The organism is Streptomyces sp. NPDC043952 (assembly GCF_056435325.1).
Window position 1 is genome coordinate 120,147 of record NZ_JBWKES010000004.1, and the last position, 13,661, is coordinate 133,807.

Consider the following 13,661-nt stretch of genomic DNA (forward strand, 5'->3'; position numbering starts at 1 on the left):
GCGCCCCCGCGGCGCAACGGGGGCCCCGCGTGCCGTCGTCATCGGGACAAAAGGGGAGCGGGCGCCAGGTGAACCAGGGGTTGCCTGTTTCCGCTTCCGGGGGGTCTGCGAGCCTCGTAGGGTTGCGTAGGGATGACCCGGCGTGAACGACGCACAGCCGGGACGGAAACGGGGCGGGAGGCCGACGAGGCGTGGCGAACGTGGAACACGGCGCAGGACCGGGGGACGGCTTCGGTCCGGCGGATGCCGGGGGGCGGCTGCGCGCGGCGCGGTTCGCGCTGTGGGCGGTGGCCGCCCTCCTCGCCGTCCGGCAGCTGACCGCCGTCCTCACCACCCCGAGCGGCAAACGCCTGACCGACCTGGAGACCTGGGTCGGCCCGCACGGCGTCCTGCACGTCAAGGGCTCCCTCTACGACTCCACGCAGTTCACCGGCACCCCCCTCGCCGGGCTCGTGCTCAAGCCGCTCACCCGCGCCGCGGAGGCCGCCCTCGGCTGGAGCTGGACCTTCGCCAGCCTGCTGCTGGTGGTCGCGCTCGGCGTGGTCGCCGCCCGCGCGCTGCCCCAGCCGGTGAGCCGGCGCACCTCCCTGCTGGCCACGCCGGTCGCGATCAGCCTGCTCATGCTGTCGCTGCCGGTGCGCAACGCGCTCTGGCTCGGCCAGACCAGCGTCATCCCGGTCCTGCTGGTGCTGCTCGGCTGCTTCACCGTACGGGGGCAGCGGGCGAGCGGGCTGTGCCTGGGCCTCGCCGCGGCCCTCCAGCCCACCGTGCTGCTGTTCGTGCCGCTGCTGTGGTGCACCGGCCGCCGCCGGGCCGCCCGCACCGGCGCCGGCACCTTCGCCGGGCTGACCGCGCTCGCCTGGGCCGCGCTGCCGCACGACTCGGCCACCTACTGGCTGCGCCACCCGGCCGGCGTGGGCCTCGGCGGCAAGGCCGACGCCCTCGGCAACCAGTCCCTGCACGGCGCCCTGCTCCGCCTCGGCCTCAGCGGCCCGCTGGAGATCACCCTCTTCCTGCTGCTCGGCGCGGCCGTCTCCGTGCTCGCGCTGCGCCGCGCGGTCCGCTACGCGCACGACGGGCAGCTGCTGCTCGCCGTGGCGATCACCGGCTGCGCCGCGGTGGCCGTCTCGCCCACCACCTGGCAGCACCAGCTGCTGTGGCTGCTGCTCGCGGTGGTCGGCCGGGTCGGCCGCCGGGCCTCGGACCGCACCGTGTGGCCGGTCGCGGTGGTGCTGGTGACGACCCTGCCGGCGAAGATGATGCTGCCGAACACCCCGGCGCTGTACGCCCTGCGCGACGACCTGGTGCTGGTCGCGGCGCTGGCCGCCGCCGTCGCCGTACCGTTCCTGTCCCGGACCTCGCCGTACTACCGGGAGCCCGTCCCCACCGAGTACGCCCCCGCGGTCCCCGCCCGCTTCCGGCGCATCCCGCTGCTGCCCTTCCTGCGCCGGGTCCTCACCCGCCCCAACCTCCTGCTGGAGCTGCTGCTGATCCGGGTCGTGTACGCCGCGTACGCGCAGGTCCGGCTGGCCGCGGGCGCGAGCGGGGACGACCGGGGGCGGGCGGTCGCCGAGCACCACGGGCGGATCGTGGTGCACATCGAGCGGTTCCTGCACATAGACATCGAGCACTGGCTCAACCACACGGTCGCCGGGATCGGCTGGCTGCGGGGCTTCTTCGACTTCTACTACGAGTCCTTCCACTTCGTGCTGCCGCTCACGGTCCTCGCGGTGCTGTACTGGCGCCGCCCCGTCGACTACCGCTGGGCCCGCACCTCCCTGGGCTTCGCCACCTTCCTCGCCCTGATCGGCTTCTGGCTGTTCCCGCTGGCCCCGCCGCGCCTGATGCCGGGCCTCGGCTTCATCGACACCGTGCACGGCGCGCAGGACCTCGCCCACCCGGACTACGGCGCGATGACGGCCCTCACCAACCAGTACGCGGCGATGCCGTCCCTGCACTTCGGCTGGTCCCTGTGGTGCGGCGTGGTCATCGCCGTCCTCGCCCCCAAGTGGTGGATGAAGGCCCTCGGCCTGCTCCACCCCTTCTTCACCGTCTGCGCCATCCTCGCCACCGCCAACCACTGGGTGCTCGACGCGGCCGGCGGCGCCGTGGTGGTCACCGCGGGCTTCGCCCTGTCGTACGTGGTCCAGGGGCCGCGGGCGGCGAGGAGTACGGCCCGCGCGGAGGCCGGGCTGATGGAACCGGTGCCGGTGAAATAGCGGGCGCGTCGGCCGGGCGCCGTCACTCCTCGCCGGAGGCGGACACCGCGAGCGCCGCCGAGCCGACGGCCGCGATCAGCAGCGGGAGGCCCAGGCCGTGGTGAAGCACCAGCCACGCGCCGAGGAACGCGCCGCCGAGCATCGCGACCACCGAGGCGGTACGGCGCGGGGAGCGGTGCCCGGTGCCGTCGCCGAGGCGGGAGTCGGCGGCCAGGCCGGTCAGGGTCATCGTCAGCACCGTGGTCGTCAGATCGGGGACCCCGAGCTTGCGGACCGTCGCGTTGCGCACGCCCATCGCGAAGGCGGTCAGCGCGATGAGGGCGTAGACCGTGCCGGTGCGGCCCGGCCAGACGAGGGCGACCGCCGCCGACAGCCCCACCAGGAGCGCCTCGGCCGCCAGCGTCAGCCGCGCCCAGCGGCGCCGGGACCCGCCTCCGTAGCGGGCCGCCACCCGGCCGCCCACCACCGCGCCGATCAGGAAGCAGCACAGCGAGGTCGCCGTGCGCGGCACCGAGAACCCGGCCGCCCCGGCCGCCGCGAAGCCCAGCACCACCACGTTGCCGGTCATGTTCGCGGTGAAGACCCGGCCCAGGCCGAGATAGCTGACGGCGTCGATCAGACCGCTCACCACGGTCAGCGCGATCAGCACGAGCACCAGCCGCAGCCCGCGCGCCTCCGGGTCCGGCGCGGGGGCCGCCGCGGGTCCGGGGGCGGGCGGCGCCGGGGGTGTCGGTGGTGTCGTCACGGTTCCTCCGGTTCGCCGGGCGGACAGGGCCGGGGACCACTTCACCACGGGCTGGCCGGCAATGCCCGGACATGCGGAAAGCACCCTCGCCGAGCGGGGCGGCGGGGGTGCTTTCCGGTGTCCTGGCTGCGGCGCGGGCCGGCTCAGTACCAGTGGTTGGCCTGCCAGAAGGCCCAGGCCTTGGCGGGGCTGCCGTAGCGGGAGTTCATGTAGTCCAGGCCCCACTTGATCTGGGTGGCCGGGTTGGTCTTCCAGTCGGCACCCGCGGAGGCCATCTTCGAACCCGGCAGCGCCTGGACCAGGCCGTAGGCGCCGGAGGAGGCGTTGGTGGCGGTCGGGTTCCAGCCGCTCTCGCGCTGGACGATCTGGCTGAACGCGTTGAACTGCGCGGCGTCCGGGATCATCTTGTGCGCGATCGCCTGCGCCGAGGAGGCCGAGGCCGGGGCGGCGGCCTGGGCGGGCGCCGCGGACAGCGCCATGCCGGCGGTGGCGGCGGCCACGGCGGCGACGGTGAGGGCCTTCTTCGGGGAAGCGATGCGACGGATGACGGAGACGGACACGGAGCACCTCTTGCGTCGGGGACGGGGGGAGCCGGCGTGAGCCTCGGGGGCTCGTGGTGCCTGGCGACGCCGACCAGATAAGCAGCCCGGAAATCCGTCCGCAATCACCCCTTTTACTAGTTGTGGCCGGATGGGGAGAGAATGGGCGTTCTGTGGCGCAGCTCTCAAACCGCAGGTCAGAGTCGGTGCGGAGCGGAACGTATCGGACAAAAGCCGCTACGGTCCCGCTTCGTAGGTGAGCTGCGTCATGTGGGCTGCTTCACCGGCCCGCTCACCGCGTGGGTACGGCCCCTCACGCACCGGGGCCGTCGAAGGTGACCGGCGTCTCGAACGCGGCCCGCCGGGTGGCCCGGCGCAGCGCGCGCAGCACCGCCGGGCCGAGCGCGCAGGTCAGCACCACCGTGCACAGGGCCCGGCCCAGGTCCCAGCCCAGGGAGGTGGCCAGGCAGTAGGCGACGAACCGGGCCAGGTTGGCGGCGACCGAGGCGCCCGGATGGAAGGAGATGCCCGAGGCGGTGGCGCCCATGAAGGGCCAGCCGGCCAGGTTCATCACCGTGCCGTAGGCGAGGGAGGCGAAGAAGCCGTACCCGGCCAGGAGCAGCAGCTCGGCCCGGCCGCGCAGCCGCACCGGGCCCGGCAGCAGGCCCGCGCCCATCGCGAACCAGCCCATCGACAGCATCTGGAACGGCAGCCAGGGGCCGACACCGCCGGTCAGCAGCGCGGAGGCGAACATCGTCACCGAGCCCAGCGCGAAGCCGAAGCCGGGGCCGAGGACCCGGCCGCTGAGCACCAGCAGGAAGAACATCGGCTCGATCCCGGCGGTGCCCGCGCCGATCGGGCGCAGCGCGGCACCGGTGGCGGCGAGCACGCCCAGCATCGCCACCGCCTTCGGGCCGAGGTCCGACTCCGAGATGGTGGCCGCGACCACCGCGACGAGCAGGATCAGCAGGCCCGCGAACAGCCAGGGGGCGTCCTGGGCGTGGGCGCTGAGCTGGGAGGCGGGCGGCGCGAGGAAGGGCCAGCCGAAGGCGACCACGCCGACGGCGGTGACGAGGGCGAGCGCGGCGACGGAGCGGGGGCCGAGGCGGACGGCGCGGACGCGGGGGGCGACGGGCGCGGCAGTGGTGGGCGCGGGGGCGGTGGCGGGTGCGGGCGGGGGCTGGGTCATCCCAGGGCCTCCCGGACCTGGGAGACGGTCAGCCATCGCTGGGGGGCGAGGATCTTGGTCACCTGCGGGGCGAAGGAGGGCGAGGACACGACGATCTCCGCCGTCGGGCCGTCCGCGATCACCTCTCCCTCGGCCAGCAGCACCACCCGGTGGGCGATCTCCGCGGCCAGCTCCACGTCGTGCGTGGCCAGGACGATCGCGTGCCCCTCGGCGGCGAGTTCGCGCAGCGCGGTGACCAGGCGGCCCTTCGCGGCGTAGTCCAGGCCGCGGGTCGGCTCGTCCAGCAGGAGCAGGGGCGGGCGGGCGGCCAGGACCACGGCCAGCGCGAGGGCGAGGCACTGGCCCTCGGAGAGGTCGCGGGGGTGGGTGTCGTCGGCGATGCCCGGCAGGAGCCGGTCCAGGAGGGTGCGGCAGGTGCCGGGGAGCGCGTCGGCGTCCTGGTCGGCGGCGGTGCACTCCGCCGCCACGGTGTCGGCGTAGAGGAGGTCCCGCGGTTCCTGGGGGACCAGGCCGACGTGGCGGATCAGGTCGCGGGGCGGGGTGCGGTGGGGGGTACGGCCGCCGACGGTCACCGTGCCGGCGGTGGGTTCGAGGAGGCCGACGAAGGTGTTGAGGAGGGTGGATTTGCCGGCGCCGTTGCGGCCCATCAGGGCGATGGTCTCGCCGGGGGTGACGGTGATGTCGATGTCGCGGAGGGCGGTGCGGGTGGCGCGGCGGACGGTGAGGCCGTGGGCGGTGGCGGCGGGGGTGGCGTGGGTTTCGGTGGTGGTCTTGGTACGGCGTCGGAAGAGGCGCCCGTTGGTGCTGGTGGCCGGGGGCGGGGTCGCCTGCCGGTGCTCGCGGGGGGCCGTCGCGCCCACCCTCCCCGTCGCTCCAGCTGCACCATTGCCCGCGCTGAGGGCGAGGCGTTCCCGCAGGTCGCCGGCCTTGCGGCGGGCGTCGCGCACGGTCAGGGGCAGCGGGGACCAGCCGGCCAGGCGGCCCAGGGCGACGACCGGGGGGTGGACCGGGGAGACGGACATGATGTCCGCGGGGGTGCCGGTGACGGGGGGTGCGCCGGGGGTGGGCAGGAGGACGACACGGTCGGCGTAGTGGATGACGCGTTCCAGGCGGTGTTCGGCCATGAGGACGGTCGTGCCGAGGTCGTGCACGAGGCGCTGGAGGACCGCGAGGACCTCCTCCGCCGCGGCGGGGTCCAGCGCGGAGGTCGGTTCGTCGAGGACGAGGACCTGCGGGTGCGGGGTGAGCACCGAGCCGATGGCGACGCGCTGGCGCTGGCCGCCGGAGAGGGTCGCGATGGGCCGGTCCCGCAGCCCGGCGAGGCCCAGCAGGTCGAGGGTCTCCTCGACGCGGCGGCGCATCACCTCGGGCGCGAGGCCCAGCGACTCCATGCCGTAGGCGAGTTCGTCCTCGACGGTGTCGGTGACGAAGTGCGCGAGCGGGTCCTGGCCCACCGTGCCGACGACATCGGCGAGTTCGCGGGGCTTGTGGGTGCGGGTGTCCCGGCCGGCCACGGTCACCCGGCCGCTCAGGGTGCCGCCGGTGAAGTGCGGGACGAGGCCGCTGACCGCGCCGAGCACGGTGGACTTGCCGACCCCGGACGGGCCGACGAGCAGCACCAGTTCGCCCTCCGGCACCTCGAAGTCGACGTCGCGGACGGTGGGTTCGGCGGCACCGTCGTACGTGACGCCGACCTGCTCGAAGCGGATCACGAGTGCTCCCTCGGGACGACGAAGGCGGGCAGCAGGGCGAGGAGGACCGAGGCGGCCGGCCACAGGGGCAGGGCGGGGGCGGTCAGCGGGACCACGCCGGGGTGCAGGGCCTCGGGGGCGCGGGCCGAGGCGAGGGTCAGCAGCGCGGCCACGGCGACGCCGGAACCGGTGACCAGCCAGGCGCGGGCGCCCCAGGGGTCGGGACGGTACCGGGTGCGCGGCGAGCGGCGGCCGCCCAGGCGCAGTCCGGCGAGGGCGGCGACGACCCCGGCGAGCAGCAGCGGGGCGCCGTAGCCGCCGCCCTCGGCGGTGAGCAGCCCGTACGTGCCCGCGCAGACGCCGAGCAGACCGCCGAGGGTGAGGGCGGCGGTCGTACGGCGCACCCGTGCGGGGACGTCGGCGGTGCGGCCGTACCCGCGGGCCTCCATGGCGGCGGCGAGGGCGACGGAGCGTTCCAACGCGCCCTCCAGGACCGGGAGTCCGACCTGGAGCAGGCCCCGCACGCCCCGGTCCGGGCGGCCGCGCAGCCGGCGGGCGGCGCGCAGCCGCTGGACGTCGGCGATCAGGTGCGGCGCGAAGGTGAGGGCGACGACGACGGCGACGCCGGTCTCGTACAGGGCGCCGGGCAGGGACTTCAGCAGGCGGGACGGGCTGGCGAGGGCGTTCGCGGCGCCGACGCAGATCAGCAGGGTGGCCAGCTTCAGCCCGTCGTACGCCGCGAAGACCAGCGCCTCCGCGGTGACCTCGCCGCCGAGCCGGATGCCCTGCGCCCAGTGCGGGAGGGGGATCTCCGGGAGGGTGAGCAGCACATGGGTGCCGGGGATCGGGGAGCCGAGGGCCACCGCGAAGACCAGGCGGATGAGCAGCACGGCGAACGCGAGCTTGGCGAACGCGGAGTAGGAACGGGCCCAGGGGGCGGGGGAGCGGTGCGTCGCCACGACGTACGCCGACGCGGCGATGAGCAGGGCGAGGAGCAGCGGATTGGTGGTACGGGTCGCCGCCGTCCCCAGCGCTATCGCCCAGAGCCACCAGGCACCGGGATGCACGGTCGCGCGCCGCCGCTGTCCGGGGGCCGGGTCGCTGACCGGCGCTCGCCGGGTGGGCGCGGCGAGGGAAGCCCCGTAAGGGGCGCGGGGAACCGCGCGACCAGCCACGGACGGCCCGCGGCCGGGTACGGCGGACGGGGCGGAACGGTCCCCGCCCCGGACACCCTCCCGCCCACGAGAAACCACGCGATCCGCCCCCACCGGCCCCTCCGACGGAGTCATACGCGGCGCCGGCGGAACTGCCACACCGCCGCCCCCGCCAGGAGGACGACGACACCGGCACCGATCGGCAGCCCCAGCGACGGGCCACTGGACGAACCACTGGACGAAGAGGAAGAGGCGGGCTTCCCGGCGGCGGCCGAACCGGCGGAGCCGACCTGCTCACCGCACCCCTTCCGCGGATACCCGGCGATCGCGCACAGCAGGGCATTCGTGTCGTACCGCAGCGGCTTCGCCACCGCGGCCAGGGCCTGAGCCGCGGAGGCCGAGGGCGCGACCCGTGCGCACGCGGTGCGGCGGGCCGGCGGGGTCTCGCCGTCCGGCGCGTCCGCCGGGACGCCGAAGTCGATGACCAGCGCCACCCGCTTCGTGCCCGGCTTCGCCGCCGTCCCCGCACAGATCGTGCCGAAGTCCGCCGTACCGCGCGGCTTGCTCGCGTCGCCCGAGTCCGCGCTCACGGAGAAGCGGAACCCCTCCACGGCGCCGTCCTCGGGCCGGGCGAGCGAGGGGCCCTGGGTGGCGTACGTCCAGTGGTCGCCGGAGCGTTCCCAGAACGACCAGTAGCGGTACCCCGTGGCCGCCGCCTGTCCCGCGCCCGCGCCGAGCAGCAGGGCGAGCGCGGCCAGCAGCACCGGCACGGCACGGCGGACGGCCCTCACGGCTGCCGCTTCTTGCGGGTGCTGAGCAGGAACCCGATGCCGATGCCCGCGACGAGGCAGATACCGACGCTCCACCAGACCCCGGCGTGCGAGGTGCCGTCGGACGCCTTGGCCGGCTTCTCGGCCGCGCCCTGCATCGTCGGCGCCGGGCCGAGGGCGTCAAGGGCGGTCACGAGGCTGGTGCCGCCGAAGTCGCCGGGCTGGGCGCCGACCGCGTGCGCGGCCAGGATGAGCTGGGCGTACGCCGCCGGCCCGGTCTGCGCCGCCCAGGGACCGGCGTGCTTCTCCAGGTAGGCGTACGCCTTCTTCGCCGCCGCGGTGCGCCCGTCCGCGGCGAGGGCGACGACGGTGTCGGCGGTGTTGCCGTAGTCCGGCTGGTCGGTGGCGCCGGGCAGTACGGACATGAGGTGGCCGGTCTTGGCGACCGCGGCGGCGAGGTACGCGCCGCCGTTGTCGGCGACCTGGGCCGGGGTGGGGTGGCCGGCCTTGGCGCAGCCGTCCGCGGCGGGGGCCTTGCCGGCCTCGGCCACGAAGCCCTTGCCGAGCGCGGCGGTCACCCCGGCCGCGGTGGCGTCGGCGTTGGCGGCCAGCTTGCCCTTCTTGTCCGGCTGGTAGGCCAGCGCGCCGCCGCCGTCCTGGTCGCAGGGGATGGACCAGGAGGCCAGCGCGTCGTACGGGGACTTGCCGGACTTCTGCACGGCCGCCGGGTCGGCGCCGGTCGCGGTCAGCGCGCCGACGACGACGGAGGTGGAGTTGGCGTCGCTGGGGCTGCCGGGGTTGTAGCCCCAGCCGCCGTCCTTGTTCTGCACGGACTTGAGCCAGTCGACGGCCTTGGTGACGGCGGCGTCGTGGCCGCCGGTCGCGTGCAGCGCCTGCACCGCGGCGGCCGTGCTGTTGGTGTCCACCACGGTCTTGGCGTCGCACGCCTTGGCGGGGGCGGCGCGGAACGCGGCGAAGGAGCCGTTCGCGCACTGCTGACCGGTGAGCCAGTCGACGGCGGCGGTGGCCGGCCGGTAGCCGAGGGTGCGCTGGGCGACGAGAGTGAGCGACTGGCGCCACACACCGTCGTAAGTGGGGTCCGACGTGCCGTAGAGACCGGCGGGGACCGATGCCTTGGGGGAAGGGGACGGGCCGGCGGCCACGGCGGGTGCGGCGGCTGCCAGCACGCCTATGGCGGCGAGAGCCGCGGCGGTGCGGCGGACGTTCATGATCGGCGGGTGCCTCTCCCTGCGGGGAGCCGGGCAGCGCACGGGAGGCCCCGAGCGGCTCGGCTCCGTATACCTCGACGGTGCCGTGCGCGGCGAGCGGCCGACGCACACGAGCCGGTCACGTCCGCTGCGGGGCATTCCGGCTCACCGGCCTGGGGGCCGGTTCACGGATCGGGGTCTCCCCGCTTCGAGCGAAGTCGAGAAGTGGGGAAGGGTCAGCGCCGGAATTGCACCGGCTTCCCCCCGTACGGGCGTGATGACGACCCCGCCACTTTACCGGCAGCCCCACCGGCGCCGGGGAGGGCCCGTGAGCACACCGTGACGGTGATTAGGGTCACGGCCATGACAACACCGGGAAAGCTCCTCGGCTCGGGCCGCACGGCCGACGTCTACGAGATCGACACCGCGTGGGTGCTGCGCCGCGACCGCGAGGGCTTCGGGGACGCGGCGGCCGAGGCGGCCGTGATGACGTACGTACGACGGCACGGCTATCCGGCGCCCCGCGTCCGCCCCACCGGCTCGCGCACCGAGCTGGTCCTGGAGCGGCTGTCCGGCCCGACCCTGCTCGCCGCCCTCCTCGACGGCCGGGTGGGCGCGGCCGAGGCGGGCGCGCTGCTCGCCGGGCTGCTGCGGCGGCTGCACGCCCTGCCCGGCCGGGACGCGGCGGACCCCGGTGCGCGGGTGCTGCACCTGGACCTGCACCCCGACAATGTGATGCTCACCCCGGACGGGCCCCGCGTCATCGACTGGTCCAACGCCGAGGACGGCCGCCCGGACCTGGACTGGGGCATGTCCGCGGTGATCCTCGCCCAGGTCGCCGTCGGCCCCACCGGCCTCGCCGGACCGGCCCGCGCGCTGCTCGCCGCCCTGCTCGCCGACCCCTCCCGGCTCACCGGGGACGGGCTCGCCGAGGCGCTGCGGCGCCGGGCGGGGAACCCGACGATGAGCACGCGGGAGACGGAATCGCTGGTCGAGGCGGGGGAGTTGGTGCGCAGCGTGGCACAACTGGCCTGAGCGCTCTTTCGGGTTGGCTGAAAGTACCGGTGGCCCGCGGGGGCGTGCAGTGGCGGTTTCGGCCAGGGGGCGGGGCGGGCGGTGTCCCGTTGGCGAGGTACATCGCATTTGTGCCGACCGGGCCGTGCGGGTGAAGCTGGCCCGAGCGGCGCGGAGTTGGCATATTGCGGTCAGACGTGACCGCTTGCAGCCTCCGGGGGAATGGTGCGAACAACCAGGAAGATGCGCCGGTTCGCCAACGAGCTGATCGACCCCCTGCGCGTGCCGATTCCCGCCGACCCCGGCGATCTGCTGGACGCCCTGGTGGAGTCCGCGATCCGCTGGCGCGGTCGCCCCATCGTCGTCCACCAGGCGAACTTCCCGCCGGGGACCGCCGCGACCGGACTGTGGATCGAGCGCGGCGGCCGCGACGACATCGTCATCGAGGCCGACGCCCCGCCCTGGATGAAGCTCGTGATCCTGGGCCACGAGCTGTGGCACATGGCCGACGACGACCCCGCCCACCGCGCCGCGCACACCGGGGGCGCCCCCGCGCCCGCCGGCGCCGGCGCGGCGGTGGCGACCGCCGCCCGCACCCGCTTCCTGGAGGCCGCGGAGCAGCGCGCGGACCTGTTCGGCATGCTGATCGGCGACCGGCTGCGGCCCTGGCTGAAAGCGTCCCCCGACTCCGTGTACGCAGCACACACCTCCGGCCACGACGACCTCGCCGGACGCATCGGCGCGGCCCTCAACTACCGCGGTGCCAGGCGGTGAGCGACCTGATCAACTACGCCAGCTGCGGGCTGCTCTGGCTCGGCCTGCTGGCCAAGGCGCCCGATCTGGCGCGCCGCTGGCGGGACCCGTTCCTGCTCACCCTCAGCGGTGTGCTGGCCCTGGCCTCGCTGTGCTTCCTGCTCGGCGCCCCCGGCACGGTCGGGTTCGTCAACGGCACCAGCGGCGTGCCCAACCTGGCCGCCCCGCTGACGTACGGCACGGTCACCGCGTACGGCGCCGCCTCCCTCGCGCTCGTCCTGCGCTGGCGCGGCGGCCCCGGCACCGGCCGCGCGATCCGCCGCTGGACCCTCGGCTACACCGCCGTACTCGCGGGCATCGCCGCCCTGTTCCTGCTCGGCGACGCGAGCGTCGAACGCCGTACGGACTTCGACACGTACTACGCCACCACGCCGTACATCGCCGAGATGATCGTCCTGTACCTCGGCGCGCACCTGACCGCCGTCTTCGTCACCGCCTGCCGGTCCCTGTCCTGGGCCCGGCGGTTGCGCGGCTCGCTGCGCGCGGGCCTGGTGCTGATGGGCGTCGGCAACCTCGTCGGCGGCGGCTACAGCGTGGCCAAACTCCTCGCCGTCGCCGCCCGCTGGTGCGGCCGGGACTGGTCCGCGCTCGGTACGACGCTCCCGGCGGCCTGCGCCGGACTCGGGGCCGCGGTCACCGTCGTCGGCATCGTCATCCCGCTGCTCGCCCCCTTCCTGGCCCTGCGGGCGCGCTGCTGGCGGGCGTACGCGCGGCTCGGCCCGCTGGAGCGGACGCTGACCGGGCTGCTCACCCGCGAGAGCCTGCGCGCGCCGCGCCCGCTGTGGCCCTCCGCGACCCGCTGGCTGACCTGGCGGCAGAGCTCCATCTACAACGGGCTGCACCACCTGGGGCGCCACCTCGACGCGGGGCTGTTCCGGCAGACGTACGCCGACCACTCGCGGTGCGGCGCGGACCCGCAGCAGGCGGAGGCCGCCGCGTGGGCCGCGGCCATCGCCGCCGCCGTCCGGGCGCTGCACGAGGAACGGGACGACGCGGTCGTACCGCTCGCCGACCGGCCCGACCTCCCGGCGCTGCTGCGCATCTCCGACGCCCTCGCCGAGGGCACCGGCGACCGCGCCCTGGCCGTCTGCTGAAGGGGCCGCCGCACCATGAGCCTGATCGTGTACACGGTGGCGAGCCTGTTCACCGCGACCGCCCTGCTGATCTTCCGCCGCCCCCGGCTCGCCCTGCGGGACCCGCTGACCGCCTCCACCTGTGTGTCGATCTTCCTCGGCGGGCTCTGCTTCTTCTGCTCCGCCCCCGTCACCCTGGGCGCGGTCAACCACCTCACCCACGTCCCCAACTTCGGCGCCCCGATGACCTACAGCGTCATCTCCGCCTACAGCGCCTCCCTGCTGATCCTGCTGATCAACTGGCGCGGCGGCCCCGCCGAGCGGGTACGGCGCCAGGTGGTGCGGGTCGCCACCGTGTACAGCCTGGTGATCATCGCCGTCATCACGCTGTTCGCGCTCGCCCACGCGCCCGTCGAACGGCTGCGGGACCTCGACACCTACTACGCGAACACGCCGTACATGCGCGAGATGATCGTGCTCTATCTCCTCGGGCACGGCGCCTGCGCGGTGATCACCATCTATGTGTGCCTGCGCTGGTCCCGTGAGGTGACCGGCATCCTGCGGATGGGGCTGCGGCTCATCATGGCGGGCCTGGCCGTGGACGTGCTCGGCTTCGAGTGCGCCAAGTCCACGGCGGTGGCGGCCCGTTGGGCGGGCTGGGATCTGGACCGGCTGTCCACCGGGCTGGCCCCGCGCGCCGCCGCGCTGGGCGCCCTGCTGTGCGCGGCGGGCTTCGTGCTGCCCCGGCTGCTGCCCGCGACCCTCGCCCAGTGGCACAGCATCTGGGACTACCGGGCGCTCGGCCCCCTGTGGGCGGAGCTGCGGGACGTGCCGACCGCGCCCAAACCCGCGCCTCCGCGCTGGCAGTTGCCGCGCGGCCGGCTGTACTACCGCGAGCTGCGCATCCTCGACGCGCTGCTCGCCCTCCAGTCCCGCTGCGACGGCCGGGTGCGCGAGACGGCGTACCGGCAGGCCCGCGGCCAGGGCAGCCCGCCGGGCGAGGCGCACTTCATCGCGGCGGCCGCCATGGTCGTGGACGCCGCGCGCCAGGCGGGACGGCCGCGGCCCCCGCAGGACCCGGAGCCGGGCTCGCGGCTGCACACCGCGCTGTTCTCCGACACCGGGGAACTGGTGCGGCTGGCACGGGCGTTGGCCGGCTCGCCGGTCGTCAGGGCGGCGCGGGAGGGCGCGGCACGCACCGCCCGCAGCTGAGGGAGCGGACCCGAGGCGCGCGCCCGCCCCGAGC

General features: G+C 75.2%; 12 protein-coding genes. 5 read left to right on the forward strand and 7 right to left on the reverse strand.

Annotated elements, in window-relative coordinates; all coding sequences use genetic code 11:
• Nucleotides 1-191: 191 nt before the first annotated feature.
• Nucleotides 192-2,219 carry a bifunctional glycosyltransferase 87/phosphatase PAP2 family protein gene (locus AC069R_RS06040; RefSeq protein ID WP_478764909.1) on the forward strand — a complete coding sequence of 676 codons (2,028 nt, stop codon included), beginning with the start codon at nucleotides 192-194 and terminating at the stop codon, nucleotides 2,217-2,219.
• Nucleotides 2,220-2,241: 22 nt separating this feature from the next.
• Here the strand turns inward: AC069R_RS06040 and AC069R_RS06045 are convergent, their stop codons facing one another.
• The 7 genes from AC069R_RS06045 to AC069R_RS06075 all read right to left on the reverse strand — a co-directional run bounded on the left by AC069R_RS06045 (nucleotide 2,242) and on the right by AC069R_RS06075 (nucleotide 9,536).
• Complete coding sequence (locus AC069R_RS06045; protein ID WP_478764911.1) at nucleotides 2,242-2,964, reverse strand: YoaK family protein; 723 nt, start codon at nucleotides 2,962-2,964, stop codon at nucleotides 2,242-2,244.
• Nucleotides 2,965-3,107: 143 nt separating this feature from the next.
• Nucleotides 3,108-3,524, reverse strand: coding sequence for an aggregation-promoting factor C-terminal-like domain-containing protein (locus AC069R_RS06050; RefSeq protein ID WP_397986164.1), 417 nt, complete (start codon nucleotides 3,522-3,524; stop codon nucleotides 3,108-3,110).
• A 292-nt stretch (nucleotides 3,525-3,816) separates the two neighbouring features.
• Nucleotides 3,817-4,692: an ECF transporter S component gene (locus AC069R_RS06055; protein WP_478764913.1), complete on the reverse strand. Its 876-nt coding sequence runs from the start codon at nucleotides 4,690-4,692 to the stop codon at nucleotides 3,817-3,819.
• Nucleotides 4,689-6,404, reverse strand: a complete 1,716-nt coding sequence (locus AC069R_RS06060) for an ABC transporter ATP-binding protein (protein WP_478764914.1) — start codon at nucleotides 6,402-6,404, stop codon at nucleotides 4,689-4,691. Before AC069R_RS06060 ends, AC069R_RS06055 begins: the two co-directional genes overlap by 4 nt.
• Nucleotides 6,401-7,558 carry a CbiQ family ECF transporter T component gene (locus AC069R_RS06065; protein WP_478764916.1) on the reverse strand — a complete coding sequence of 386 codons (1,158 nt, stop codon included), beginning with the start codon at nucleotides 7,556-7,558 and terminating at the stop codon, nucleotides 6,401-6,403. The genes AC069R_RS06060 and AC069R_RS06065 overlap by 4 nt, the downstream gene beginning before the upstream one ends.
• 110 nt (nucleotides 7,559-7,668) lie before the next feature.
• A complete protein-coding gene (locus AC069R_RS06070; protein ID WP_478764918.1) occupies nucleotides 7,669-8,328 on the reverse strand; it encodes an SCO2322 family protein in 660 nt (219 codons plus the stop codon).
• A complete protein-coding gene (locus tag AC069R_RS06075) occupies nucleotides 8,325-9,536 on the reverse strand; it encodes a prenyltransferase/squalene oxidase repeat-containing protein (RefSeq protein ID WP_478764919.1) in 1,212 nt (403 codons plus the stop codon). The genes AC069R_RS06070 and AC069R_RS06075 overlap by 4 nt, the downstream gene beginning before the upstream one ends.
• 342 nt (nucleotides 9,537-9,878) lie before the next feature.
• Here AC069R_RS06075 and AC069R_RS06080 point away from each other — a divergent pair, with 342 nt between their 5' ends.
• From AC069R_RS06080 to AC069R_RS06095, 4 genes are all read left to right on the forward strand, one after another.
• Nucleotides 9,879-10,550, forward strand: a complete 672-nt coding sequence (locus AC069R_RS06080) for a phosphotransferase (protein WP_478764921.1) — start codon at nucleotides 9,879-9,881, stop codon at nucleotides 10,548-10,550.
• Between the two features lie 204 nt (nucleotides 10,551-10,754).
• Entirely contained in the window at nucleotides 10,755-11,303 is a 549-nt protein-coding gene (locus AC069R_RS06085) for a toxin (protein WP_478765287.1), read from the forward strand.
• Nucleotides 11,300-12,436, forward strand: coding sequence for a DUF6545 domain-containing protein (locus AC069R_RS06090; protein ID WP_478764923.1), 1,137 nt, complete (start codon nucleotides 11,300-11,302; stop codon nucleotides 12,434-12,436). Before AC069R_RS06085 ends, AC069R_RS06090 begins: the two co-directional genes overlap by 4 nt.
• A gap of 15 nt (nucleotides 12,437-12,451) precedes the next feature.
• Nucleotides 12,452-13,627, forward strand: coding sequence for an MAB_1171c family putative transporter (locus tag AC069R_RS06095; RefSeq protein WP_478764924.1), 1,176 nt, complete (start codon nucleotides 12,452-12,454; stop codon nucleotides 13,625-13,627).
• Nucleotides 13,628-13,661: the final 34 nt, after the last annotated feature.

Coding starts and splice junctions, on each gene's coding strand:
- AC069R_RS06055 (WP_478764913.1), bottom strand. CDS start 4,692: ATGACCCAGCCCCCGCCCGCACCCGCCACCGCCCCCGCGCCCACCACT.
- AC069R_RS06075 (WP_478764919.1), bottom strand. CDS start 9,536: ATGAACGTCCGCCGCACCGCCGCGGCTCTCGCCGCCATAGGCGTGCTG.
- AC069R_RS06080 (WP_478764921.1), top strand. CDS start 9,879: ATGACAACACCGGGAAAGCTCCTCGGCTCGGGCCGCACGGCCGACGTC.
- AC069R_RS06095 (WP_478764924.1), top strand. CDS start 12,452: ATGAGCCTGATCGTGTACACGGTGGCGAGCCTGTTCACCGCGACCGCC.